The sequence below is a fragment of the Niallia tiangongensis genome (genome assembly GCF_044704065.1).
GTDB classification, from domain to species: Bacteria; Bacillota; Bacilli; order Bacillales; family Cytobacillaceae; genus Niallia; species Niallia tiangongensis.
In genome coordinates this window covers 3,445,049-3,470,641 of the sequence record NZ_CP162613.1, presented here as the reverse complement: position 1 = coordinate 3,470,641, position 25,593 = coordinate 3,445,049, and the positions used below count along the sequence as shown (strand labels likewise).

22 protein-coding genes are annotated in these 25,593 nt (G+C 35.3%); 17 read left to right on the top strand and 5 right to left on the bottom strand.

Going from position 1 to position 25,593, the window contains the following annotated elements; translation table 11 throughout:
- Window positions 1–48 precede the first annotated feature (48 nt).
- The 8 genes from AB3U99_RS16720 (at window position 49) to yihA (ending at window position 10,903) form a co-directional block, all read left to right on the top strand.
- Entirely contained in the window at window positions 49–603 is a 555-nt protein-coding gene (locus AB3U99_RS16720) for a UPF0236 family transposase-like protein (RefSeq protein ID WP_400248105.1), read from the top strand.
- Complete coding sequence (locus AB3U99_RS16715) at window positions 572–790, top strand: hypothetical protein (protein WP_400241445.1); 219 nt, start codon at window positions 572–574, stop codon at window positions 788–790. The genes AB3U99_RS16720 and AB3U99_RS16715 overlap by 32 nt, the downstream gene beginning before the upstream one ends.
- Before the next feature lie 196 nt (window positions 791–986).
- A complete protein-coding gene (locus AB3U99_RS16710) occupies window positions 987–2,006 on the top strand; it encodes a tetratricopeptide repeat protein (RefSeq protein ID WP_400242680.1) in 1,020 nt (339 codons plus the stop codon).
- A gap of 214 nt (window positions 2,007–2,220) precedes the next feature.
- Window positions 2,221–3,507 carry a trigger factor gene (gene tig, locus AB3U99_RS16705; protein WP_400242679.1) on the top strand — a complete coding sequence of 429 codons (1,287 nt, stop codon included), beginning with the start codon at window positions 2,221–2,223 and terminating at the stop codon, window positions 3,505–3,507.
- Window positions 3,508–3,871: 364 nt separating this feature from the next.
- On the top strand, window positions 3,872–5,137 hold the full coding sequence (clpX, locus tag AB3U99_RS16700; RefSeq protein ID WP_400242678.1) for an ATP-dependent protease ATP-binding subunit ClpX: 1,266 nt from the start codon (window positions 3,872–3,874) through the stop codon (window positions 5,135–5,137).
- A gap of 622 nt (window positions 5,138–5,759) precedes the next feature.
- Complete coding sequence (gene lonB, locus AB3U99_RS16695) at window positions 5,760–7,433, top strand: ATP-dependent protease LonB (protein ID WP_400242677.1); 1,674 nt, start codon at window positions 5,760–5,762, stop codon at window positions 7,431–7,433.
- Window positions 7,434–7,991: 558 nt separating this feature from the next.
- The gene (gene lon / locus AB3U99_RS16690; protein ID WP_400242676.1) at window positions 7,992–10,319 is read left to right on the top strand and encodes an endopeptidase La; all 2,328 of its coding nucleotides are present in this window, start codon (window positions 7,992–7,994) and stop codon (window positions 10,317–10,319) included.
- Complete coding sequence (gene yihA / locus AB3U99_RS16685) at window positions 10,316–10,903, top strand: ribosome biogenesis GTP-binding protein YihA/YsxC (RefSeq protein ID WP_400242675.1); 588 nt, start codon at window positions 10,316–10,318, stop codon at window positions 10,901–10,903. Before lon ends, yihA begins: the two co-directional genes overlap by 4 nt.
- Before the next feature lie 170 nt (window positions 10,904–11,073).
- Here yihA and AB3U99_RS16680 read toward each other — a convergent pair whose 3' ends face one another.
- Window positions 11,074–11,562: a LiaI-LiaF-like domain-containing protein gene (locus AB3U99_RS16680; RefSeq protein ID WP_400242674.1), complete on the bottom strand. Its 489-nt coding sequence runs from the start codon at window positions 11,560–11,562 to the stop codon at window positions 11,074–11,076.
- A 369-nt stretch (window positions 11,563–11,931) separates the two neighbouring features.
- Here AB3U99_RS16680 and hemA point away from each other — a divergent pair, with 369 nt between their 5' ends.
- The 6 genes from hemA to hemL all read left to right on the top strand — a co-directional run bounded on the left by hemA (window position 11,932) and on the right by hemL (window position 18,341).
- Complete coding sequence (hemA, locus tag AB3U99_RS16675; protein WP_400242673.1) at window positions 11,932–13,281, top strand: glutamyl-tRNA reductase; 1,350 nt, start codon at window positions 11,932–11,934, stop codon at window positions 13,279–13,281.
- A gap of 206 nt (window positions 13,282–13,487) precedes the next feature.
- On the top strand, window positions 13,488–14,312 hold the full coding sequence (locus AB3U99_RS16670) for an inner membrane protein YpjD (RefSeq protein ID WP_400242672.1): 825 nt from the start codon (window positions 13,488–13,490) through the stop codon (window positions 14,310–14,312).
- A gap of 41 nt (window positions 14,313–14,353) precedes the next feature.
- Window positions 14,354–15,289: a hydroxymethylbilane synthase gene (hemC, locus tag AB3U99_RS16665; protein ID WP_400242671.1), complete on the top strand. Its 936-nt coding sequence runs from the start codon at window positions 14,354–14,356 to the stop codon at window positions 15,287–15,289.
- The gene (locus tag AB3U99_RS16660; RefSeq protein WP_400242670.1) at window positions 15,282–16,046 is read left to right on the top strand and encodes a uroporphyrinogen-III synthase; all 765 of its coding nucleotides are present in this window, start codon (window positions 15,282–15,284) and stop codon (window positions 16,044–16,046) included. Before hemC ends, AB3U99_RS16660 begins: the two co-directional genes overlap by 8 nt.
- Window positions 16,047–16,062: 16 nt before the next feature.
- Complete coding sequence (gene hemB / locus AB3U99_RS16655; RefSeq protein WP_400242669.1) at window positions 16,063–17,052, top strand: porphobilinogen synthase; 990 nt, start codon at window positions 16,063–16,065, stop codon at window positions 17,050–17,052.
- Window positions 17,052–18,341, top strand: a complete 1,290-nt coding sequence (hemL, locus tag AB3U99_RS16650; RefSeq protein WP_400242668.1) for a glutamate-1-semialdehyde 2,1-aminomutase — start codon at window positions 17,052–17,054, stop codon at window positions 18,339–18,341. The genes hemB and hemL overlap by 1 nt, the downstream gene beginning before the upstream one ends.
- Window positions 18,342–18,741: 400 nt before the next feature.
- On the opposite strand, the gene AB3U99_RS16645 is transcribed toward hemL, so the two are convergent.
- Both AB3U99_RS16645 and AB3U99_RS16640 read right to left on the bottom strand, forming a co-directional pair.
- A complete protein-coding gene (locus AB3U99_RS16645) occupies window positions 18,742–19,386 on the bottom strand; it encodes a hypothetical protein (RefSeq protein WP_400242667.1) in 645 nt (214 codons plus the stop codon).
- 115 nt (window positions 19,387–19,501) lie between these two features.
- Window positions 19,502–19,789 (bottom strand): hypothetical protein, encoded by a 288-nt coding sequence (locus AB3U99_RS16640; protein WP_400242666.1) that lies wholly within the window; start codon window positions 19,787–19,789, stop codon window positions 19,502–19,504.
- Window positions 19,790–20,519: 730 nt separating this feature from the next.
- On the opposite strand from AB3U99_RS16640, the gene AB3U99_RS16635 reads away from it, so the two are divergent.
- Both AB3U99_RS16635 and AB3U99_RS16630 read left to right on the top strand, forming a co-directional pair.
- Window positions 20,520–21,260: an ABC transporter ATP-binding protein gene (locus tag AB3U99_RS16635; RefSeq protein ID WP_400242665.1), complete on the top strand. Its 741-nt coding sequence runs from the start codon at window positions 20,520–20,522 to the stop codon at window positions 21,258–21,260.
- Window positions 21,260–22,012 carry an ABC transporter permease gene (locus AB3U99_RS16630; protein WP_400242664.1) on the top strand — a complete coding sequence of 251 codons (753 nt, stop codon included), beginning with the start codon at window positions 21,260–21,262 and terminating at the stop codon, window positions 22,010–22,012. The genes AB3U99_RS16635 and AB3U99_RS16630 overlap by 1 nt, the downstream gene beginning before the upstream one ends.
- A 365-nt stretch (window positions 22,013–22,377) precedes the next feature.
- Here AB3U99_RS16630 and AB3U99_RS16625 read toward each other — a convergent pair whose 3' ends face one another.
- Window positions 22,378–23,343: an ABC transporter substrate-binding protein gene (locus AB3U99_RS16625; RefSeq protein ID WP_400242663.1), complete on the bottom strand. Its 966-nt coding sequence runs from the start codon at window positions 23,341–23,343 to the stop codon at window positions 22,378–22,380.
- 10 nt (window positions 23,344–23,353) lie between these two features.
- The gene (locus tag AB3U99_RS16620; RefSeq protein ID WP_400242662.1) at window positions 23,354–24,103 is read right to left on the bottom strand and encodes a polysaccharide deacetylase family protein; all 750 of its coding nucleotides are present in this window, start codon (window positions 24,101–24,103) and stop codon (window positions 23,354–23,356) included.
- Window positions 24,104–24,412: 309 nt separating this feature from the next.
- Here AB3U99_RS16620 and spoVID point away from each other — a divergent pair, with 309 nt between their 5' ends.
- Window positions 24,413–25,570: a stage VI sporulation protein D gene (gene spoVID / locus AB3U99_RS16615; protein ID WP_400242661.1), complete on the top strand. Its 1,158-nt coding sequence runs from the start codon at window positions 24,413–24,415 to the stop codon at window positions 25,568–25,570.
- Window positions 25,571–25,593: the final 23 nt, after the last annotated feature.

The window sequence follows — 25,593 nt, the reverse complement described above, 5'->3', positions numbered from 1 at the left end:
AAAATCAGAATTCACGGCTATTTGTAATGCGTACCGAAAAGGTGCGCTATTTTTATAATTCGGGCTTACGGAAAAGAAGCATTTTGGGAAGCTTTTGAAACATTCTTACAGAATCATTATGCGTATGATCCAACCCAAACCTTGCTTATTATTAATGGCGATGGAGCAGGCTGGATAACGGCATGTCGGGAGTATTTTCGGGAACGGGCCTTTTTCACTATGGATCGTTTTCATGTCGCTCGTTCGATGAAACAGCTAATGAAGAGCCATCCCCGATTCCGCTACATGAGAAGAGCATTAAAAAACTACCAGGTAGAAACATTACTTCTAGAGTTGAATAGTGCAGTAGGAACAATGGATACACCAGAAGAAGAAGAAAAACTAGCGCATTTCCTCGCCTTTTTAACGCATCATCAGGAAACCATAAAAGATTATCGTAGTTGGTTACAGGAGAAAGGCGTGGACACGACAGCGTATCGACCAATGGGAAGTGCAGAAGCAATGATGAATCAATCAATTAGCCAAACGATTAAAAAATGGAAGAGCATGGAGCAAAAAAGGCGTCATGAGCATGGCACGTTTGTGGATTGGGTTGAAGGATGATCTATCTATCCAAACGATATATGGAAAATGGGAAAAAGCCACGGAAAAATCAAAGAAAGAGCATCGACCGAAAAGAAAAATATCCACAAAATTAGTGACAGAAACCGTGCGTCAGAACATTCCATACTTAAATCAGGCGATTGGAAAACCCATTCACTTTGCCTTACAGGGATTAAAAGGTTTTTAAAAAATGAGAGAATCAACAGTTGGAAGAACAAAACCAATTGGAAAGCGGATACAAACTTAGAGGTTTTACTTTATAAAAAAGGGAGCTAAAAAAACTCCCACAAAAACTTGACTCAATCTAATGAAAAGTTCAGGTTGCATCCAAATAGAAAAAAAGCTACACTAGCAACAAAAAGAATGTATAGGCGGTTAAAAGGATGAAGAAACGGGAGCAGGAAAAAAAAGATAATATTATATTTTTTCCCGATTTAGATAAACGTTTATTACAAAAAGGATTAGATGCAATTCAAGATAAGCAATATAAAGAAGCTATTTCTTATTTAGAAGAAGCAAAAGAGAGAAATCCTTTTCATAGTGATATTAACATTGGGTTAATTCTGTCTTATTACGAAATGGGTTTATTGGAACAGGCAAAATATTTGGCGAAGGAAATGCTGACAGCGGGACAGGGTGACTATATACATGTGTTGGATTTATATATCATGATCCTTGTGCAGCTGCATGAATATGAAGAAATTGTTTCAACGATTGAAGTATTGTTAGAAGATCATCAAATTCCTGCCAATAAAATCGAGCACTTTTCAAAAATGCTTACTTTTAGTAGAAAAATGGCAGAGTCTTCTCCACTAACGGAAAAGGATGATTTAATAGAAGAAAGCACAGATGAAACAGGGAGATTAATGGAAATAGAAGATCCACAGGAACAAATGCTTCTTATTGCTAAAATGTCTAGTCAAAACATCCGAGCTTCTATTGAAGAAGTAAAACTGTTTCTTCAGGAGGATGAAAAAAATCCGTTTTTAAAAACGATGTTAATTAATATTTTGCGAGAGCAAGAATATGACCAAGAAGTAGTAATTCATAAATTTAATCGAACAATAACCGTAAAGCCAACCAATTTAAAGGATATTAAAGAGCAGGATCAATATAAAAAGATAATGACTATTCTTATCGATTATGTTGAAAGCAATGATCCTATTTTATTCGAAAATATTAAAATGTTAATGGATCGACAATTTTTTTTGCTTTATCCATTAGTGCTTGAAGATTATAGTGCTGAAACATGGGCAGCATCCTATCATGCTGTTGTAAATGAATATTTTGGCCAAGAAGATTCACAAGAAATTCTTGCATTATATGAAGTAAATGAGGATAATTTTGAACAAGCTAAAGCCTTCATTTATCGACTAGAGGAAATTTCTTATCCTAATATTTAGGCAAGGATGTTGAAACAACTAGAACCTATGATATAATGTAATGGTTGCATTTAGAAAATGCGAAAATGTTTATTTCTTATTAGATAACTTTTTGCAATTATTAGCTTGAAAGCTTTCGTTTGAACTAGCTTTTAAACAATAGTAAAGAAGTTTATCTATACATTAAGTAGAAGTAATGAAAAAGTAGAATAGATTCTTGGAGGGAAATTATAGTATGTCAGCTAAATGGGAAGTTTTAGAAGGGAACCGTGGCGTTCTTACAATTGAATTAGATGCAGAAAAATTAAACGAAGGTTTAGATTTAGCATTTAAAAAAGTAGTAAAGCAAGTAAATATTCCTGGATTCCGTAAAGGTAGAATTCCACGTGGAATGTTCGAACAACGTTTTGGTGTTGAATCTTTATACCAAGATGCAATTGATATTCTTTTACCAGAAGCTTATGCAAATGCAATTGAAGAAGCTGGAATTGAGCCAGTTGATCGTCCTGAAATTGATGTAGAACAAATCGAAAAAGGAAAAGCATTAATTTTCAAAGCAACTGTTACAGTGAAGCCTGAAGTAACATTAGGTGAGTACAAAGGATTAGAAGTACCTGCTGTTGAAACAACAGTTACAGATGAAGAAGTAGAAGCTGAAATTAAAGCATTGCAAGAAAAACAAGCTGAGTTAGTAGTAAAAGAAGAAGGTACTGCTGAATTAGGAGATACAGTTGTTATGGATTTCGAAGGATTCCAAGATGGAGTTGCTTTTGAAGGCGGAACGGCTGAGAACTTCTCATTAGAACTTGGTTCAGGTCAATTTATTCCTGGATTTGAAGAAAAATTAGTAGGTGTTGCTACTGGTGAATCAACAGAAGTAGAAGTTACTTTCCCAGAAGAATACCATGCTGAAGATTTAGCTGGAAAGCCTGCTACATTTAAAGTAACTATTCATGAAATCAAAGGAAAAGAACTTCCTGAATTAGATGATGAATTTGCAAAAGATGTAGATGAAGAAGCTGAAACATTAGCTGAATTAAAAGAAAAAATTAAAACTCGTTTAGAGAACGATAAGAAGCATCAAGCAGAGCATGCAGTTCGTGATACGGTTGTAGAAAAAGCTTCTGAGAATGCGACAATGGATATCCCATCTGCAATGATCGATACAGAAATTGATCGCATGATGAGCGAATTCGAGCAACGTCTTCAAATGCAAGGGATGAACCTTGAATTATACTTCCAATTCTCTGGACAAGATGAGGCTGCGTTAAAAGAGCAAATGCAAGAAGACGCTGGAAAACGTGTCCGTTCTAACTTGACTCTTGAAGCAATTGTTGCTGCAGAAAGTATTGAAGTAACAGACGAAGAAGTTAATGCTGAACTTGAAAATATGTCTCAAATGTACAATATGCCACTAGATGCTATTAAACAAGCACTTGGCGGTATAGAAAACTTACAAATGGACATAAAAATAAGAAAAGCAATCGATTTCCTTGTAGAAAACAGCAAAACTGTTGCATAATAGAAGTAAGTAAAAAAACTAAGGCGCGACTATTTCGTGCCTTAGTTTTATATTAGTGTTAAATAACATATAATATGGGTAACTATAATATAAGTTACTCTACCGTACAGGAATATACAGACAAATAAAGAGATAATATTTCCAGATTTAAAGAAGCAAAATCTGGTTATGCTTAAGAAAGTACATACATTTTACCGTTATTGGATGATAGAGGACTGACTACCTGAGCTGTATTATTTCCTGTACATTATCATCATGTGATACAATTCAATACATAACTGTTGAAAAAAGTAAGATTTGTTTCTAAACAAATAATATTCCGTAACGGTAAAAATATACAAAAGAAGTTTTAAGGGGTGAAGGCATGTTTAAATTTAATGACGAAAAAGGCCAGTTAAAGTGTTCATTCTGCGGAAAGACACAGGATCAAGTTCGTAAATTAGTTGCTGGTCCAGGTGTATACATTTGTGATGAATGTATAGAGCTATGTACAGAAATCGTGGAAGAAGAATTAGGTACAGAAGAAGAAGTAGAATTTAAAGATGTACCGAAACCAGCAGAAATTCGCGACATCCTTAATGAATATGTCATTGGTCAAGATCAAGCGAAAAAAGCTCTTTCTGTTGCAGTGTATAATCACTACAAGCGTATTAATTCGAATAGTAAAATTGATGATGTGGAATTATCAAAAAGTAATATTGCGTTAATTGGACCAACTGGTAGTGGTAAAACACTGCTTGCACAAACTTTGGCAAGAATATTAAATGTACCATTTGCTATTGCAGATGCCACTAGTCTAACGGAAGCTGGATATGTTGGGGAAGATGTAGAAAATATTCTCTTGAAATTAATCCAATCTGCAGATTATGATGTAGAAAAAGCTGAAAAAGGTATTATTTATATTGACGAAATTGATAAAGTAGCACGTAAATCGGAAAATCCTTCCATCACAAGAGACGTTTCTGGTGAAGGTGTTCAACAAGCGTTATTAAAAATTCTAGAAGGTACTGTAGCTAGTGTTCCGCCTCAGGGTGGTAGAAAGCATCCTCATCAAGAATTCATTCAAATTGATACAACGAATATTTTATTTATTTGTGGTGGTGCATTTGATGGTATCGAACCGATTATTAAAAGACGTTTAGGTCAGAAAGTAATTGGATTTGGTTCAGATGGTAAACAAGTAGAAGTGGAAGATAAAGATTTACTTGCTAAAGTATTACCAGAAGATTTATTACGCTTCGGGTTAATTCCAGAATTTATTGGTCGTCTTCCTGTTATTGCTAGTCTTGGACAATTAGACGAAGAGGCGTTAATTGAAATTTTAACGAAACCAAAAAATGCTTTAGTTAAGCAATTTAAGAAAATGCTGGAATTGGATGATGTCGAATTAGAATTCGAACAAGAGGCTCTAAAGGAAATTGCCAAAAAGGCAATTGAAAGAAAAACTGGGGCACGTGGATTGCGATCTATTATTGAAGGTATATTGTTAGATATTATGTTTGACTTACCTTCAAGAGACGATATTGTCAAATGTATTATTACAAAAGAAACAGTAACGGAAAATTCATCTCCAAAACTTGTTTTAGAAGATGGAACAGTAGTGGAGAAAGAAACAAAAACTTCTGCATAACAACAGTTATAAAAGAGAATCGTTTGGTGTAAATCACCAATGATTCTCTTTTTTTTATGAAATTTGAATCCCTCTCACACAACAGAATGATATCCCACTCTTAATAGATAAGTAAGACTCTCACTCCTTGCTAATGAGAATTCGAGGAAGATAGGTGGGAGATTAACTGACTGTTAATGTCCGATTGGTTCAACTAACCATTAGTGGGAATGAAGGAAAACCCTACTGATGGAAGTTTCACTTTATATTTCTACATTCTCCACACATTTTTTCCATGAAAACTTGTTTATTCCAACAAAGGGAAGGAGATACTATTTTTTAAAGACAGGGCACTATTAGGTATGTGGTCTTTAATTGGTGTCTACGCTTATTCGCAATGAGCATTTCATCAATCTTTGTATAATTCATTAAGATAGTAAACCAAAAATTCTTAATTGGTAAAGATGCCTTATTGACATGCTATCTCAGTTCTTATGTAAAGAGAAAAGGTACATACACGTATGCTTGACGAAGAGCCTACTCAAAAGAGTGAATGAAAGGTTTGACCCTATTTATGGATTTGTTATTGGGGCCATACATATGCGAGGTTCTAAAAACAACATGATTACAGGAGGTATTATTTATGAGTTGGGCGGAGATCGCTTTATTTGTACAATTATTCTTCGGGGTTATCATCGGACTTTATTTCTGGAACTTATTAAAGAGCCAGAGAACACAAAAGGTTTCGATTGACCGCGAATCTAAAAAAGAAATGGATCAGCTAAGAAAGATGCGTGCGATATCATTAACGGAGCCGCTTTCTGAAAAAGTACGTCCAACAAGCTTTGCTGATATTGTGGGACAAGAAGATGGAATTAAATCATTAAGAGCCGCACTCTGTGGTCCAAATCCACAGCATGTTATTATTTATGGACCTCCAGGGGTTGGGAAAACAGCGGCAGCAAGACTTGTATTAGAAGAAGCAAAGAAGAATCAGAAGTCACCCTTTAAGCCAAACTCCGTGTTTGTGGAATTAGATGCTACAACAGCTAGATTTGATGAGAGAGGTATTGCGGATCCGTTGATTGGATCAGTTCATGATCCGATTTATCAAGGGGCTGGAGCCATGGGACAAGCTGGTATCCCACAGCCGAAGCAAGGGGCAGTTACTAATGCTCATGGAGGGGTTCTGTTTATTGATGAGATTGGAGAACTACATCCTACTCAAATGAATAAGCTTTTAAAAGTATTAGAAGACCGAAAAGTTTATTTAGAAAGTGCTTATTATAATGAAGAGAATACACAAATTCCTTCCCATATACATGATATATTCAAAAACGGATTGCCAGCAGATTTCCGATTAATTGGAGCAACTACTCGAACACCCAACGAAATACCTCCAGCAATTCGTTCACGATGTATGGAAGTATTCTTTAGAGAATTAACAAAAGAAGAAGTTATTAAGATTGGAATAAAAGCTGCGGATAAAGTGAATATGTCAATAAGCGAGAAAGCCCTCGATACCCTTTCAGACTATGCAAGAAACGGAAGAGAAGCAGTTAATATGGTCCAGATTTCTGCTGGTCTTGCAATAGGCGAGGAACGGAGCTTTATTAAGGATGATGAGGTAGAATGGGTTATTAATTCAAGTCAGCTTTCTCCTAGAATGGAAAGAAAAATTAATACACACTCCACTATTGGAGCAGTTAACGGACTTGCGGTTTATGGATCCAATATTGGAGCTTTATTAGAGATTGAGGTAACTGTTATTCCAGCAAAGGATAGTAAGGGAAGCATTAATATTACCGGTATTGTTGAAGAAGAGAGTATTGGAGGACAAGGTAAATCGATTAGAAGAAAAAGCATGGCGAAGGGTTCCATAGAAAATGTTATTACGGTTTTACGTTCCATGGACGTTCCAGCAGACCAATTTGACATCCATGTCAATTTTCCAGGAGGTATTCCGATTGATGGGCCTTCAGCAGGTATTTCTATGGCAACCGGTATTTATTCTGCTATTTACAAGCAACCGGTAGATCGGAAAGTAGCGATGACAGGGGAAATAAGTATTCATGGAAAAGTGAAACCGATTGGAGGAGTAGTGGCGAAAGTGAAAGCGGCTAAAGCTGCGGGCGTGCAAAAAGTTATTATTCCCCAGGAAAATATGCAGGCTATATTAGAGGAAATAAAGGATATTATCATTGTTCCGGTTCAATCACTAAATGAAGTATTAGAACATGCTTTACTTAAGGGAGAATGGGAGGAAGATGCGATTCCAGCTTCTACGATTGCATTGACAAAGAAAGAAAGTATTTAATTCACTACATTACAAAAAGAATGCGTTCGGTAAAAGTATTTTCACTGTCGGCTAATTCGGTTAAGAAAGAGTTGGTCGGCAGTTTTTTGTGAAGTGGTATGTATCGAAGGATTTAGGGTAATAAAAGCAAATCTGTAGGAATAACCTATATTTTAATAAAAGGAAAGATTATTATATAATTAAATAGAAGAGAATGGGTGTTGATATTTTTTCTTTTTTGAATGGAAACCACTTAAATAAGCCACTTTATAAGGGAAGGCTTATTTTAAATGGATCTATTCATTATTTGGCTAAAGCCTTTCAAAAGCATTTCTTTCTCCTCGTCAAATTCTATCTTAAGTATACATAATACAGGTTAGGAAGAGTAAAAAAGGGGCATCGAAAAATTAGTTCTAATTTTTACGGCCTGTCTAATAACTCAAGTTAATAGACACATTTTCATAAATGAGATAGAATTGTACAAAGCATTAGAATGCAATGGATGCCTATTATCGATAGAAACATATCGAATTAGGCGATAAAAGGTAAGGGATTTTTTAAAGCTGGAGGTGCAACGTCATGGAGGAAAATAAAAAAACAATAGTCCCCCTCCTGCCGCTTCGAGGATTACTGGTTTATCCAACGATGGTGCTTCATTTAGATGTAGGTCGTGATAAATCAGTGCAAGCTCTCGAAAAAGCAATGGTAGAAGACCATTTAATTTTTCTAACAATGCAAAAAGATATGGATATAGACGAACCCGAAGAAGAGGATTTATATAAAATTGGAACATTAACAAAAGTAAAACAGATGTTAAAGTTACCAAATGGAACAATAAGAGTCCTTGTTGAAGGGGTACAAAGAGCAGAGTTGGAAGAATTAATGGAGGAAGATGGATATTTTGCAGCAAGTCTGCACCTTTATGAAGAGGAAACTTCAAAAGATGTAGAAGATGAAGCATTAATGAGAACAATGCTGCAGTATTTTGAGCAATACATAAAAATTTCTAAAAAAATATCACATGAAACATATGCAACGGTTTCCGATATGGAAGAGCCGGGCAGAATGGCGGATATTATTGCTTCTCATTTACCAATTAAATTAAAAGAAAAACAGCAGATTTTAGAAACATTAAATAATAAACAGAGAATGAATTATGTCATTGATATCATTCAAAACGAAAAAGAAGTATTAAACCTAGAGAAGAAAATTGGGCAGCGCGTAAAGAAATCAATGGAAAGAACACAGAAGGAATACTATTTACGTGAACAAATGAAAGCTATTCAAAAAGAGCTAGGCGATAAAGATGGGAAAACTGGTGAAGTAAGTACACTGCTTGAAAAAATCGAAGAATCTGGAATGCCTGATCATGTAAAAGCAACTGCTTTAAAGGAGTTAGATCGTTATGAAAAAATTCCTTCTACATCTGCAGAAAGCTCTGTAATCCGCAATTATATCGATTGGCTCTTAGCGTTACCATGGACGAATGCTACAGAAGATGACTTGGATCTTATTAAAGCGGAAAAAATCTTAAATGATGACCATCATGGTCTTGAAAAGGTGAAAGAAAGGGTATTAGAGTATTTAGCTGTACAAAAGCTTACAAACTCTTTAAAAGGTCCTATTCTTTGTCTAGCCGGCCCTCCTGGAGTCGGGAAAACAAGTCTTGCACGTTCCATAGCCCGCTCTTTAAACCGTAATTTTGTTCGCATCTCTTTAGGTGGCGTACGCGATGAATCAGAAATTAGAGGGCATAGACGTACTTATGTAGGAGCAATGCCAGGCAGAATTATTCAAGGGATGAAAAAAGCAGAGACAATTAATCCTGTATTTTTGTTAGATGAAATTGATAAAATGTCCAATGATTTTCGCGGGGATCCATCCTCTGCTATGCTAGAAGTTCTTGATCCTGAGCAAAACCATAATTTTAGTGATCATTATATTGAAGAAACTTATGATTTATCAAAGGTTATGTTTATTGCCACAGCCAATAATTTAGCTACCATTCCAGGGCCATTACGTGATAGAATGGAAATTATCTCTATTGCTGGATATACAGAAATAGAGAAAATTCATATTTCAAAAGATCATCTGTTGCCTAAACAAATAAAAGAACATGGATTATCTAAAGCTCAGCTTCAAATTAGAGAAGATGGCATCCAAAAAATTGTCCGTTTATATACAAGAGAAGCAGGAGTCCGTACTTTAGAAAGACAACTAGCATCCATTTGCCGCAAAACTGCAAGAATGATTGTAACAGGTGAAAAGAAAAAAGTAGTTATAACTGCTAAAAATGTTGAGGATTTCCTTGGTAAGCCAATTTTTCATTATGGTCAGGCAGAGGAAGAAGATCAAGTTGGTGTTGCAACTGGTCTTGCTTATACGACAGTTGGAGGAGATACCTTGCAAATTGAAGTCTCCTTGGCTCCGGGAAAAGGTAAATTAGTTTTGACCGGAAAATTAGGTGATGTCATGAAGGAATCTGCTCAAGCTGCATTTAGCTATATCCGTTCCAAATCAGAAGAGCTAGGAATCGATGCGAATTTCCATGAGAAATATGATATTCACATCCATGTCCCAGAAGGCGCAGTACCAAAAGATGGTCCATCTGCAGGGATTACAATGGTAACGGCTCTTGTTTCTGCTCTTTCAGGCAAACCAATTAAGAAAGAAGTAGGGATGACAGGAGAGGTAACGCTCCGAGGACGAGTTCTTCCAATTGGAGGATTAAAGGAAAAATCCCTTGGTGCTCACCGTGCCGGATTAAAGACCATTATCATACCAAAGGATAATGCGAAGGATATCGATGATGTTCCTGAAAGTGTAAGAGAAGAACTAGACTTTATTCTAGTTTCACATGTAGATGAAGTATTAAAACACGCGTTGAACGGAAGTGTAAATCTTTGAAAGTTAATCAAGCAGAAATAGTAATTAGTGCAGTAAAACCAAATCAATATCCAGAAGGAAATCTACCAGAGTTTGCTTTAGCTGGAAGATCGAATGTGGGGAAATCATCCTTTATTAATCGCATGCTTGGACGAAAAGCGTTAGCTCGCATTTCGTCTAAACCAGGGAAAACACAAACATTGAATTTTTATTTAATCAATGAAATCCTGCACTTTGTTGATGTACCTGGTTATGGTTATGCAAAAGTATCGAAGAAAGAAAGAGAAGCTTGGGGAAAAATGCTTGAAACGTATTTTACCTCAAGAGAACAATTAAAAGCAGTTGTTTTAATTACGGACCTTCGCCATCCGCCAACTGCAGACGATATTTTAATGTACGACTTCTTGAAGCATTATGGAATACCATGTGTAGTGATTGCTACAAAAGCAGATAAAATAGCAAAATCTCAATGGCAAAAACATTTAAAAGTAACAAAAGAAACCTTAGGACTAAGTGCAGATGATTACTTAATCCTATTCTCATCCGAAACAGGAGAAGGAAAAGATAAAGTTTGGTCTCTGCTAGAGCATTTAGCAAACAAATAAAAAATCGACTCACATCAGCTAGCTAGCATTAGTTAGTTGAAAAGTGAGTCGATTTTTTATTTGTGTATAGATGAAAAAAATATAGATTTAACTTACTGAGCAGCCTGAATACACGTAGACTCCTACGGGATGTAGTGATCAAAGACACCTTGTATTATGTATAAACACCTTTACTTCCTCTTTTTCGAAACTAAATAATATCCCCCGACGATAATGAATAAAATAGGTATCAAGTTATTTAAAGTATGTGGGCTAATCTTTAAGAATGTTAGCGAGCCAAGAATTTCTTGATAGAAAAGCAAAAGAACAGCTAATAAGAGAAAAAGAAGACCATTTAACATTCCCTGACCCATTTTCTGATTTTGAAGTATAAAGCCAAGAGCAATTATTAAAATAAATGTTCCTGTGTGATCCGGCCAAATTGCAAGCTTATTCACTAAGTGAAAGTGTAAGCCAAAGCCAGTTAAAATCACACCTGGTAAAATGACAGCATAATCCTTCCCGCCATAGCCTTGAAAAAGAAAGGCAATCCCAATAATAATTAACAGGGTTGGCCAAGTATATAGATTGGGTAGAATAGTAATATTAAATTCTTTTAAGATGAAATAAAATCCAAAACCAATTAATACGATACCGGAGAACCATTTTTGTGTTTTCATTATTTCCTCCACTTCCAAAAAACTAAACTTGAATACATAGAAGATTTTTGTTACTGTACAATGAGTAAAGTACTATATTGTACGAAAAAACTAAGATTATAACGATAATTTTATAAAAGAAGTATAAACTATTACTAGTAAATAACGTAAGTATAATTCTTTTACGGTTATCAATACTATATCTTACCATATGAATTCACAATTTGTTCACATTTTTAGGGCAAATTGTTTCCCATTTTTGAAATGATTTTGTTATAATAACTACATGTTAATAATTATTATAATTTAATCTGTTTATATAAATGGTTTAAAATGATCTTTATGAATAACTAGGTAAGAACTTACTTTTTGGGGGTGTCATTAGGTAAAATGCATATAGTAGCTGTCGGACTAAATTTTAAAACGGCCCCAGTAGAAATTCGTGAACGTTTAACATTTGATTCAGAGCAAATAGGGGAAGCTATGAATCAATTACAAAATAAAAAAAGTATATTAGAAAATGTTATTATTTCAACATGTAATCGTACGGAAATATATGCAGTCGTTGATCAGCTCCACACTGGTCGATTTTATATTAAGCAGTTTTTAGCAGAATGGTTTCAGTTGGAACAAGAGGAATTTGTTCCTTATTTATTTGTGTATGAACAAGATGGAGCTTTAAATCACTTATTCCAGGTTATCTGTGGTTTAAATTCCATGGTTGTCGGAGAAACACAGATTCTTGGACAGATTCGCTCAAGCTTTTTGACAGCACAATCAATTAATTCTACTGGTTCGGTTTTTAATCAGTTATTTAAGCAAGCTATTACTTTTGCAAAAAAAGCACACACAGAGACAGAGATTGGTGCGAACGCTGTGTCTGTAAGCTATGCAGCAGTAGAATTGGCGAAAAAAATATTTGGTACCTTGCAAAATAAGAATGTTCTCATTTTAGGTGCAGGAAAGATGGGCGAGCTTGCAATTCAGAATTTGTATAGCAACGGTGCTAAAAACGTAACTGTGATAAATCGCACATTTGAAAAAGCAGAAACACTTGCACATCGATTTGAAGGGCAAGCAAAACCAATGGATGAGCTGCAATGTGCATTAATTGATGCAGATATTGTCATTAGTTCTACTGGATCTAGTACATTCGTTATCACAAAGTCCATGATGAAGGCAGTTGAAAAAATCCGCAAAGGTAATCCGCTGTTTATGGTGGACATTGCGGTTCCACGTGATTTAGATCCTGAAATCGCTGAATTAGATAGTGTATTTCTTTATGATATTGACGATTTGGAAGGAATTGTAGAAGCAAACCTCCAAGAGCGTCAAAAAGAAGCAGAAAAGATTATGCTCATGATAGAAGCTGAAATTATCGAGTTTAATCAATGGCTTCACTTATTAGGTGTCGTACCAGTTATTTCTGCACTTCGTGAAAAGGCACTTGCTATTCAAAGCGAAACAATGAAAAGTCTAGAAAGAAAGCTCCCTCATCTAAGTGAGCGAGAAAGAAAGATTTTAAATAAGCATACGAAAAGTATTGTGAATCAAATGCTAAAAGACCCAATTCTTCAAGCGAAGGAACTTGCAGCTCTTCCGGATGCAGACCAATCAATGCAGCTGTTTATGAAAATCTTCAATGTAGAAGCTGATACATCAAAAGAATCGAATAATGTCGTAAAGGAAGAAGAGAAGGAAGCATTTTCTCCAATCGTTCAGCCATCCATTCAAGTGTGATCAATATAACTAAAACTAATTGAATGCTTTACTCCTTTGAACGGAAAGCTTGCTTTTTTATTTTACCATTCAAGAAAAATCTCTTCAGATGGTCGTTTCGCTTTCCTTTCCATAGGTTAAAATATAGTTGAGGATAGAAATAAGAGTATATTAAGTTATTAGAAGACTTGGTATTAGGATCTTTTATATTTGAAGGGGAAGCGTTGATGCAGGATATTTTTATGACTAGACTTCATGAATTCACGATTATTCTTTATGCGTTATCTGTGCTATTTTATTTTTTTGATTTTATGCATAATAACCAGAGAGCAAATCGAGTAGCTTTCTGGTTACTTTTATTTGTCTGGATATTGCAATCATCTTTTTTAAGTATCTATATAGTGGAGATGAATAGATTCCCAATTCTAACTATCATGGAAGGGCTTTACTTTTATTCCTGGGTATTGGTAACCTTTTCTTTGGTAATAAATAAGTGGTTGAAAATTGATTTTATTGTGTTTTTTACGAATGTCCTTGGATTTGTTATTATGGCAATACATACATTTGCTCCTGCTCGTGATTCCGCTGTTATACATGCCGAGCAGGTTGTATCGGAGTTGTTGTTTATACATGTAACAGCAGCTATTTTAGCGTATGGGATGTTTACTATTTCATTTATTTTTTCTGTCCTCTATTGTATCCAATATGATTTACTAAAACAGAAAAAATGGGGAAAACGAGTAATGAGGATAGCAGATTTAGCCAAATTAGAACATATATCTTACCTATTAAGCGTCTTTGGTGTACCATTATTATTAATTGGCTTAATTCTTGGAGTTCAATGGGCTATTATTCAAAGACCAGACTTTCTTTGGTATGATCCGAAAATTATCAGCTCGTTTATTGTGCTACTAGTCTATAGCAGTTTTTTGTATTTACGTGTTTCAAAAAAGTTAAGGGGGAAAAATGTGGCCCTCTTAAATATCGCGAGTTTTTTTATTATGCTTATTAATTTCTTTTTAGTAGGCAATTTTTCAACTTTTCATTATTAAATGGAAGGTACATAAAGGAATGAATGTTGGAGGTACTTTTAATGCGCAAAATAATTGTTGGATCAAGGAAAAGTAAGCTAGCCATTACGCAAACGAATTGGGTAATTAATCAGCTTAAAAAATTAGATTCTTCTTTTGACTTTGAAGTGAAGGAAGTTGTGACAAAGGGAGATGTTGTTCTTGATGTCACTTTATCTAAGGTTGGGGGAAAAGGGCTATTTGTTAAGGAAATAGAGCAAAGCATGCTTGATAAGGAAATTGATATTGCTGTACACAGCATGAAAGATATGCCTGCAATCCTTCCGAAAGGGTTAACAATTGGGTGTATTCCAGAGCGTGAGGATTATCGTGATGCTTTAATAAGTAAGAATCATATTCCTTTAAAGGATCTAAGAAAAGGTGCAATCGTTGGGACAAGCAGTTTGCGAAGAGGTGCACAACTACTTGCTGTTAGACCGGACCTTGAAATCAAATGGATTCGTGGAAATATCGATACACGTCTTAACAAGCTAGAGACAGAGGAATATGATGCCATCATATTAGCCGCTGCTGGATTAGCAAGAATGGGATGGACAAGCGATGTAGTAACAGAATTTTTAGAGCCTGAAGTATGTTTGCCTGCAGTGGGTCAAGGTGCACTTGCTATTGAATGCCGCGAAGATGACAAAGAAGTGTTAGAACTTCTAAGCAAGTTGTCGAACCAGGATACGACTCGTACCGTTTATGCGGAAAGAGCATTTTTGCAGCGTATGGAAGGAGGCTGCCAAGTGCCAATAGCTGGCTTTGCACAAGTGAAGGATGATGAAGTGGCATTAACAGCTTTAGTCATTTCACCTGATGGGAAACTGATTTATAAGGAAGAAGTGACAGGTAAAAACCCTGTAGAGGTAGGAGAACAAGCAGCTGCCATTTTAACAGAAAAGGGTGCGAAAGCATTAATTGATCAGTTAAAAGAGGAGAATATAATAGATGGCTAAACCCCTTCTAGGAAAAAAAATTCTCGTTCCCCGCTCTAAAAAACAAGCAAGTGTATTATCAAAGCGGATTAACGATTTAGGTGGAATTCCTGTTGAAGTGCCACTTATCGCTTTTCAAGAAAAACATCTTTCTGATGAAGTGATTGTTTCATTGAAATGCCAAGCATATGATTGGCTTGTCTTTACGAGCCGTAACGGTGTAGAGGCATTTTTTAAAGAGATCAAAAGAGTAGAATTAACAGTTGACTCTAAAATTGCTGTCATTGGCGAAAAGACGACAGCTGCTGTTTCTGAATATGGGTATCAAGCTGATTTCATTCCGTCACAATTTGTTGCAGAACAGTTTGCAAAAGAGTTTGTTGCCATTTCCGAAAAGAATCAACGGATTTTAATAGTAAAAGGAAATAAATCGAGAGAATTTCTAGCAGATGAATTAAGGGAAGCGGGTTTGCAAGTAGATGAAGCCATATTGTATGAAACGTATTTCCCGAAAGAGAGTGAAGAACTGCTTGTGGAAGAGGTAAAGAAGAATGGTTTAGAGGTATTGCTTTTTACCAGTTCCTCCACAGCACAACATTTTATGCAAGTGATTAAAAAAAATCAGTTAATGGATCGTCTGGAAAGCAGTATTGTTATTAGTATTGGGCCCATTACAACAGAAACATTGCAGTGCTATGGGTTACCTGTAACTGTTACAGCGGACCCCTATACAACAGATAGCATTCTAGAACATTTAGTGCAGTATTTAACAAATTAAGTTGGAGGCAAGAAACATGGTTGAATTCAAACGTCATCGCAGATTAAGACAATCTGCCAATATGAGAGCATTAGTAAGAGAGACATACGTACATATCGATGATTTAATTTATCCGATATTTATTACAGAAGAAGAAAATGTGAAGAGTGAGATTTCTTCCATGCCTGGCATTTATCAGTTTTCAATTGATCGTTTAAAGGAAGAAATGGATGAAGTACAGACGCTTGGAATTAAATCGGTGTTATTATTCGGAATCCCAAAGGAAAAAGACGAATGTGGAACACAAGCATTTCATGATCACGGTATTGTTCAAGAAGGAATTAAGTATATTAAAGCTAACTATCCAGAAATGATTGTTATTGCTGACACTTGCTTATGTGAATATACGAGCCACGGACATTGTGGCGTAATTGAAGCAGGAAGAGTATTAAATGATGAGTCCCTAGAATTGCTTGTGAAAGCAGCAGTTAGTCAAGCTGCTGCTGGAGCAGATATTATTGCGCCTTCTAATATGATGGATGGTTTTGTAGCTGCAATTAGAAAAGGCTTGGATGAAGCAGGATTCATTGATATTCCGATTATGAGCTATGGTGTGAAATATGCATCAGCATTTTATGGACCATTCCGAGAAGCAGCTGATAGTACACCTCAATTTGGAGATCGCAAAGCATACCAAATGGATCCTGCAAATCGTCTTGAAGCATTTAGAGAAGCGGAAAGTGATGTTGCAGAAGGAGCAGATTTTCTTATTGTAAAGCCAGGTCTTCCATATCTTGATATTGTTCGAGACATGAAAAATGAATGGAATTTGCCTATTGTTACCTATAATGTTAGTGGTGAATACAGCATGGTTAAAGCGGCAGCACAAAATGGCTGGATTGATGAAGAAAGAATAATTATGGAAACAATGATTAGCATGAAACGTGCTGGAGCAGATTTAATAATTACCTATTTTGCTAAAGATGTAGCACGTATGTTAAAAGAACAAGAAGGGAGGAAGTCATAATGCGTTCCTATCAAAAATCAGAAGCTGCATATAAAGAAGCAGTAGAATTAATGCCTGGTGGCGTAAATAGCCCTGTTCGTGCTTTTAAATCGGTTAAAAGAAATCCTGTATTCATGGAGTCTGGGAAAGGCTCTAAAATTTATGATATTGACGGCAATGAATACATTGATTATGTATTATCATGGGGACCTCTTATTTTAGGACATGCTGATGATCAAGTAGTGGAGGGAATTAAGAAGGTTGCAGAAAAAGGTACTAGCTTTGGGGCACCAACTTTAATTGAAAACAAGCTTGCTGCTCTTGTGAAAGAGCGTGTTCCTAGCATCGAAATCGTTCGCATGGTGTCTTCTGGTACAGAAGCTACAATGAGTGCCATTCGTTTAGCACGAGGCTATACAGGCAGAAATAAAATTCTGAAATTTGAAGGATGCTATCACGGACATGGGGATTCCTTGCTTATTAAAGCAGGTTCTGGTGTAGCAACACTTGGTTTACCAGATAGCCCTGGAGTTCCAGAAAGCATTGCTGCGAATACTATTACAGTTGCTTATAATGATTTAGAAAGTGTGAAATATGCGTTCTCTACTTATGGAGAAGACATTGCAGCAATTATTGCTGAGCCAGTTGCAGGAAATATGGGTGTTGTTCCACCGAAACCAGGATTTTTACAAGGCTTGCGTGATGTTACAACAGAATATGGTGCTTTACTTATTTTTGATGAAGTAATGACAGGTTTCCGAGTGGATTATGGTTGTGCACAAGGTTATTTTGGCATTACCCCAGATATTACTTGTTTAGGTAAAGTAATTGGCGGAGGCTTACCAGTTGGTGCATATGGCGGAAAAGCAGAAATTATGAATCAAATTGCCCCAAGCGGTCCTATTTATCAAGCAGGTACATTATCCGGTAACCCACTTGCAATGACAGCAGGGTTTGAGACATTATCTCAATTAACTAAAGATACGTATACAGAATTTATCCGAAAAGCAGATCGTTTAGAAGAAGGCTTAAAAGAAGCAGCTGCGAAATATGATATTCCGTTTACAGTAAATCGCGCGGGATCCATGATTGGTTTCTTCTTTACCAATGAAGATGTAAAAGATTATGAAAGTGCAAAAACATCTAATCTTGATTACTTTGCTAGCTTTTATAATAGCATGTTAGAACAAGGAGTCTTTCTACCACCTTCTCAATTTGAAGGGATGTTCTTATCAACTGCATTAACAGATGATGATATTGAGCATACCATTCACGCAGCAGAAAATGCCTTTTCTACTTTGAATGCTTAAAAACGAGGTTGTTTTAGAAGATTATTGTTTTTTAAAAGAAAAAATTAGAGCTTGGGACAAAACGAAATAGCAATCTGTGAGGACGAACAATCTCTAATTTAGCTCTTAAATTAAGCTACTTTCTCATGATAGTTATCTATGTTTTTAAATAAACTCACGTGTAAAAACTAAGTCGTTCTATTGCGCTACAGGCACACGATGCGCCGGGGAGGAAGCTGAGCCTGCGGGGTCTAAAGCGTCTCAATTTCCCGCAGGAGTCGAGCGTCCTCCGCTCCATTTCACTTCGTTTTTATACCATTTTCCAAAACAATAAACACGATTATTAATGAGCATAAATTGTGTAAAAAAGTTCGTGTTTATTGTTAGTTGAAATGCTTATGTCCCAACCTCTTTTCAATTGCTAATTTTGATTATATTTGAAGGGTATTTCTTCTTTATAAGCCTGCTCATATTTCTCCGTAATTTTCTGCTTTTCTTCATCATTATTTATTTTAATATCACCATAAACAGGGACTAATGTATTCCAATTTTCTTCGATCAAGTGTTTAGTCACAAATAAATATGATTGGCCATCTTCAAGCAATTGGTCATTTTCAACCAATATCAATTCCTTCTCTTTGTATCCGCCTTGTTGGTTTACAATTACTGTTCCGTTAAAATCACCTTTGATATTTTGCGTTACTTCCACTTTAAACTGGGTTTCTGGAATAACGTCCTTTGATTTAGTTCCTACCTGTTCTATTACTTTTCCGATAAATACATTGTCTGCCCAACCAACAAGTCTGCGAGCGTCTGATACATCAAAGGCGTGACTATATTCTAATGTCCTAATAACAGGGGTATCTGGAGGAGTATTTGTGAAAAATTTAGGACCAAAAATTCCTAAAATAAGCGAAGCGGCAATCACTGGTCCAATAATATAAGACCATTTTCGTTTTGGTTTTTGCATTTGTGATTTCGCTTTTGAAACACCCATTTTGCTTCTTTCACTTAGTTCTTTTGGAATTTCAATTCTGTTCATTTCTTGTCTAATTTTATTGCTCATATACACCATCTCCTTTCCAATTTTTACGGAGTTTGTCTAAGGCTCTATATAAAATTGTTTTTGCTGTCCCCAAAGGTTACAAATAATTGCCTGTTTTTCTCTTTTACCTCTTCCGCTAAGTCGATAACTGCTCGGATTTCCTTTTACGCTTGTGAATTTTTCTTGTGGGAGATCGTGCCATTAACAAACGGATTTCGCAAAAATTATACTGAATTATATGTTCCTTCTCATTCAAGAAGAAAGATACAGAACCGTACAAAAGGTCATTGTATCGTTTAGAAAATTTGCTGGGGTCTAATAAATCATATTGTTTTACTCGGTCAGCTATTTCCGAAGTTGTGACTGGAATTCGAACCACAACTACTTCTTCATTTTTTTCAACTAATCGTTTCATCCGAGCCAAATAAACCTCCCAATTCTTCTAATTCAAGTTGTTTGAGCAACCGCTTATTATTTCGCTTAATCATCACCTAGTTAACAAATTCTTTGTCGGTAAGTATGTTCTTTAGAATTTCATCAACTACTTCACTTTCGGTATATTCACTGTACTCAGAAAACGCAGCTATGATGTTCCTTGTCTGTTCTGATACAATCCAGTCAACCCGCTCTGAATTAAGTTTTTGGGCTTTATATAATGGAATTTCCTCCTTTAATCATCTCATTTCCTTTCTACAAAATATCAAGACTTTTAACATATTATTTGGCACTTTTTTTAGCATATCAATATTAGCAGTGGGACAACAGCCATTGTCCAGGCAAAATTTAGGGTGTTAATAGTATAGTTATTTCGATTTAAATGTTGATATAACAATAAAAAAGCAGACCATATCGCTATGCGAATTAGTCTGCTAATTTGTATTCCAATTCTGTTGTTTCTCTCCCTTATCGGAACCCGTTAACAATTATACGAATGTTTTTAACATCTCCGTAAAATTGTTTGGGCTTATATTTGGTTGGAATACTTATGTTCACAGTCTCTTTCATTTTTTTATGTTTAGAAATTAATTAAGCAAAAGACATTTTCTTATTTACTCCGAATTATCTAGAACTGTCGATTTTTTGCCACTGTATGAAGGTGATTAATATGATATGATATGATGCAACTAGTAATAAGCGATAAGAAGGGATGTTTCATGGATTCATTTGTAAAGATGCAGCACGTTAGTTTTACTTATGATAATAATACAATCTTAAAAAAGCTAAATTTGACTCTAGAAAAGAGTAAATCATATGCATTAATCGGTAAGTCAGGCGTCGGAAAAAGTACACTTCTCCACCTTTTAGCAGGTTTACTGATTCCAACCGAAGGAGAAGTGTTAATCGAAGGGAACCGAATTCAGCAACCTAGCAAGGATATTGGTTTTATGTTTCAGGACTTAGGCCTTTTTCCTTGGCTAAAAGTTCATGATGCGGTTTCGATGCCGTTGAAATTAGATAAACGGAAAACGAAACAGGAAATCAAGGAAAGAGTAACAACACTAATAAGAGAAGTTGGATTAAGTGGAATGGAGCATAAATATCCGGCAGAGTTAAGTGGTGGACAAAAGCAAAGGGTGGCATTAGCAAGAACATTAATTAATGAGCCTGATTTGTTGCTAATGGATGAGCCGACATCTACATTAGATGAACTGACAAAAGAACAAATTCAACAGTTAATATTTGAGCAGATTAAAAAAAGACAAACGACATTACTTTTTGTAACTCATAATATAGAAGAAGCAGTACTTCTTGGCGAGTATATTCTATTGCTAAAGGGTAATGGAGACATCGAGACTATTTATAATCCGCTATTCGGGGTAAAAAAAGCGAAAGAAAATTTGTCTTTTTATAAAGCTTGTATTGAAGTTCGAAGAAAATTAGCGGCGGTACAATAATGAAGAAAATCATTCGGAAAGTCTTTAGAAATCAACTAATCGTAGGCTTTATAAGTGTCACTCTATTTTGGTATATTGTCTATTTTTTATTACAGTCACATACCATCCCATCACCCATTTTAACAGTTACTTATATATGGAACGAAAAATGGATGTTGCTTCTGCATGCTGGAGCGAGCTTACTGAGAATTACCATTGCTCTTTTTATTTCTTTGTTAATAGGAATTCCATTGGGGATTATTTTAGGGAAAAATAAGAAGATTAATATCTTATTATCACCTTTTCTGTATTATATATATCCAATACCCAAAGTAGCATTTTTACCTGTATTTATGATTTTGTATGGGTTGGGAAACCAATCTAAAATTACCCTAATTATTTGGATTATTGTTTTTCAAATCATTTTATCGGTTAGAGATGGTGTATTACAAATTCCAGCAAGTTATTATAAAGTGATGCACGGCTTTCGGTCACCAATTTACCAGCAATTAATCTACTTAATTTTCCCGAGCATACTTCCCTCCATATTTACAGGGATAAGAATTAGTATTGGTATTAGTTTAGCAACATTATTTTTTGCAGAAAACTATGCAACAATTTATGGAATTGGCTATTATATAATCAGTGCATGGACGAAAATGAATTATGAAGAAATGTTTGCAGGGATCGTCACCTTAGGATGTATCGGTTTATTGTTATTTATCATATTAGATAAATTGGAGTTAAAAGTTACCCCTTGGAATCATAAATAAAGAGGCTTGGACAAAACTAAATAACTAATCTTTAAAGACGAACAATCTCTAATTTAGCTCTTAAATAGATCTACTTTCTCATGATGGTTATCTATGTTTTTAAACATAGTCAAGTATAAAAACTAAGTCGTTCCATTGCGCTACAGACGCTCGATGCGCAGGGGAGGAAGCTGAGCCTCCTCAATGCGCTGCGGGGTCTCGGCCTTTCCTCTATTTCCCGCAGGAGTCGAGCGTCCTCCGCTCCATTTCACTTCGTTTTTAAACCTTTTTCTAAAAAAACAAAAATGAACATTTGTGTAATTTAACTACATTATAGTTCGTGTTTATTGTTGGTTGAAATGCTTATGTCACAGCCTCTTTTTTGTTTAATTCGGTAACAATGTGAAGTCTGTTAATTCTTCATAAGAATAGTTTTTCGTAATTTGCCCTTTATCTTTCGTCCACTGAACAATCGAATCAAAGGTATCTTTTGAAACTACACTTGCATAAGGAAAGCTATCTTTTGTTGATAAATAGTTGCTCATTGCATCTGGGAATTGATATTTAGTTAATATATCTCCATATTCTTCCGCCTTCGTATTATTCATATAGTCAATTGCTTGATTATACGCTTTATAAAAAGCTTTGATGTCCGCTGATTTGGATGAAATCATTTCATCTGAAAAAAGAATCGTCCCTCCTTTAATTCCTGCATCTGTTGAGCTACCTAAAAGGTGAGCTCCCTGGTTAACTAGCATACTAGCCTGTGGTTCTGTAAATACAACTCCATCTACTTTGTCTGCCATCAGCGCTTCTGCGCGACCAGAAAAAGAAGGGATTTCCACGATATCATAAGTGAAGTCTTCTTTAGCTGCGAAATCATCCATAATATATTCCAAGATAAAGTTCGGCACTAACGAAACATTTTTCCCATTTAAATCTTTCATCTCTGTAATTCCTGAATCAGGAGAGGAGAGGATTTTAAAATCTTCACTAATATCGGAAGTAATCTTCATGTTAATTCCATTTTCCATAAATGCTGCCGCTGTCATCACATCTGCGATTGTACCATCTAGTTCATTCGCTTGAATTGCAACATTTCGATCTGTTGGCGAAGAAAAGGATTTTATGGATACGTCTATTCCTTCTTCGTCAAAGTATCCATTTTCCTCTGCTAAAATAATAGGTATCGCCGATTCTGCCGGCAATATTCCGATGGATAGCTCTTCTCCAGATGTTTTTTCTGTGTTGCTGTTTTCGTTTTTATCTGTTTCGGTTGTAACAGTCTTTCCACAAGCAGCAGAAAGTAAAACAAATACGATTAATAAGGATAGCGTCATTATTTTTTTCATCTTTTTTCTCCTAATTTGTAATGATTTTTTTGAATGTCTCTAAGTCCATTAAAAAGGGAATAGCATTTCTTTTTAATAAAAGTGGGTCAGTTTTTCTATCATTGTGACCATTTTCACAAGTGAAGGCGAGTTCAAACGCTTTTTCTCTTAAAGTTAAAACATTAGATTCGTTAAATAATCCAAATGGATAGGCGAATACATTTTTATGCTCGATTAGTGAATGGATATTACATTCATCTAAGTCTTTAGCAAAGTCTTCTTTACTAGATGTCATTAATAAACTTTCTGTTTCACTTGTTCGGACATGCATACAATGAGTGTGGTTGGCATATTCAAATACATCAGCCATTTCCTTTAAATCGTTTATGGATAAGCAGACAGATTTTTCTTTTTCAAATTTATTTTTACTATCATGCAGCCACCCTGTTACAACAAAAGCTGTTGCATGAAATTGGTATTTTTTTAGAATTGGATACGCATATTCCTTTATGGATTGAAAGCAATCATCAAAAGTAAGTAATACAGATTTCTCCGGTAAAGGACCTCCTTCGTAATATGCTTTTACTTCATTTAGAGATAAAGGGTGAAAACCATTGACAAATAAATACTCCATTTGCTGTTCAAATTTTTCGAGTGTTATGAAAAGTGGAGAAGGCAAGAAATCTTTATAATCTTGCTTTACATCGATTGGATGCTGTTCGGTTGCATGAAAATCTTCTTCTTTTCTTATTTCGTGATACATTAGCACGGAAAAAGCCATAATAGATCCTCCTTTTTAGATACAAAATTTAAATTGGTCTACATTTCCAATTTAAATAATTTTGATAACTTGTAAAATCTGCTTTTATTATATAAAACCTTTACTAAAAAAAGGGCTAGAAAAAGCAATTAGTTTTAACAATTTGGTGTATGAATTCTGAAAAATAAGATTAATCAAGGGAAAGAGTCTATTTTCCTCTATTGTTAAGACAAACAAATGAAAGAAATATTCATAAAGTGTTACAGACAATCATAAGTTTTTAAAGACAATAGTGATATATACGTGAAAGGAATGAGAGGAGGAGTCGCTTTGTCTCAAGAAAATTCGTCTATTTTGCGGTTTTCGTTGGAAGAGTCCGTCTGGTTTCAAAAAGGACAGGAAGTAGAGGATCTGCTTTCCATTTCACTTGATCCCAATATAACAATCCAAGAGAACGATCAGTATATTATCATTCAAGGCTCTTTAGAGTTAAGTGGTGAATACAAGCGCTTTAATGAAGGGGAACAAGAAGAAGAGGAGGCTTTTAAGGCTCCTAAATTAATTCATTCAATAATGGAAAGAGAGGAAGGAGTGTGTGAATTTTTACACCATTTTCCGGTGGATATTACCATTCCCCTTTCGAGAGTCACAAGTCTTGAAGATGTTGAAATTGAGATTGATACTTTTGATTATGTCTTCCCGGAAAGAAGCTGTTTGAATTTGACAGCAGATTTAACTATTTCAGGTCTTGCTTCTGAAGAAGAAGAGAGTGTTGAAGAAGAGAATGTAGAAGAAGAACTAGAATTAGCTTGGCGAGGTTCAGCGGATGAGGATGATAATAGAAATGATTCAATAGAAGAACCTATTGAAATAGCTGTTAGTCCATTTCAAAATGTCAGTCCCCTTTTAGAAGAACAGCGTGAAGTGAAGGTAGAAGGGGATGATTTGTATTCCCCATTCGAACTTGAGGTTAGAAAGTCACCAGAAGAAGAGGATGATTGGGGTACGAATGAAAATGCTAAAGTACCTTATTTTTCTGAGGAAACTAGAGAAGAAGAGATTACCTCTTCAGAACCTGAGATGAAGGTTTCTTTATTCAGGAGTGAGGAAAATATCTATTCTGCAGAAGATGTATTTAAAAAGCCACAACAAGAATCTTCATCTGAATCGAAGCAGGAAGAACTTTTACTGGAAGAAGAGGAATTAGAAGAATCATCATCTTCTCCTCCTGAAGAACCGAAAAAGAAAAAAGGGCTATTTAGTAAAACAAAATCTCTAACCTTTACAGAATTTTTTGCTAGAAAAGAAGAAGAGAAGCATACAAAAGTGAAAGTTTGTATTGTTCAGCAAGGCGATACATTAGAAAAGTTAAGTAATCGTTATAATGTCAATATCCATACATTATTGAAAGAAAATAGAATGGAAGCAAATCAAGATGTTTATGAAGGGCAAGTTATATATATACCAGGAAATTTCGTAGAGAAATAAGAACAATAAACTGGAGCAGGCAG

Bases quoted from the DNA above. Each gene is read 5' to 3' on its own strand.
- hemA (WP_400242673.1), top strand. From the start codon at position 11,932: ATGCATATAGTAGCTGTCGGACTAAATTTTAAAACGGCCCCAGTAGAA.
- hemB (WP_400242669.1), top strand. From the start codon at position 16,063: ATGGTTGAATTCAAACGTCATCGCAGATTAAGACAATCTGCCAATATG.
- AB3U99_RS16635 (WP_400242665.1), top strand. From the start codon at position 20,520: ATGGATTCATTTGTAAAGATGCAGCACGTTAGTTTTACTTATGATAAT.
- tig (WP_400242679.1), top strand. From the start codon at position 2,221: ATGTCAGCTAAATGGGAAGTTTTAGAAGGGAACCGTGGCGTTCTTACA.
- AB3U99_RS16625 (WP_400242663.1), bottom strand. From the start codon at position 23,343: ATGAAAAAAATAATGACGCTATCCTTATTAATCGTATTTGTTTTACTT.
- lonB (WP_400242677.1), top strand. From the start codon at position 5,760: ATGAGTTGGGCGGAGATCGCTTTATTTGTACAATTATTCTTCGGGGTT.
- AB3U99_RS16645 (WP_400242667.1), bottom strand. From the start codon at position 19,386: ATGAGCAATAAAATTAGACAAGAAATGAACAGAATTGAAATTCCAAAA.
- AB3U99_RS16710 (WP_400242680.1), top strand. From the start codon at position 987: ATGAAGAAACGGGAGCAGGAAAAAAAAGATAATATTATATTTTTTCCC.
- AB3U99_RS16660 (WP_400242670.1), top strand. From the start codon at position 15,282: ATGGCTAAACCCCTTCTAGGAAAAAAAATTCTCGTTCCCCGCTCTAAA.
- AB3U99_RS16670 (WP_400242672.1), top strand. From the start codon at position 13,488: ATGCAGGATATTTTTATGACTAGACTTCATGAATTCACGATTATTCTT.
- AB3U99_RS16630 (WP_400242664.1), top strand. From the start codon at position 21,260: ATGAAGAAAATCATTCGGAAAGTCTTTAGAAATCAACTAATCGTAGGC.
- clpX (WP_400242678.1), top strand. From the start codon at position 3,872: ATGTTTAAATTTAATGACGAAAAAGGCCAGTTAAAGTGTTCATTCTGC.
- AB3U99_RS16620 (WP_400242662.1), bottom strand. From the start codon at position 24,103: ATGGCTTTTTCCGTGCTAATGTATCACGAAATAAGAAAAGAAGAAGAT.
- hemC (WP_400242671.1), top strand. From the start codon at position 14,354: ATGCGCAAAATAATTGTTGGATCAAGGAAAAGTAAGCTAGCCATTACG.
- lon (WP_400242676.1), top strand. From the start codon at position 7,992: ATGGAGGAAAATAAAAAAACAATAGTCCCCCTCCTGCCGCTTCGAGGA.
- hemL (WP_400242668.1), top strand. From the start codon at position 17,052: ATGCGTTCCTATCAAAAATCAGAAGCTGCATATAAAGAAGCAGTAGAA.
- AB3U99_RS16715 (WP_400241445.1), top strand. From the start codon at position 572: ATGGCACGTTTGTGGATTGGGTTGAAGGATGATCTATCTATCCAAACG.
- AB3U99_RS16680 (WP_400242674.1), bottom strand. From the start codon at position 11,562: ATGAAAACACAAAAATGGTTCTCCGGTATCGTATTAATTGGTTTTGGA.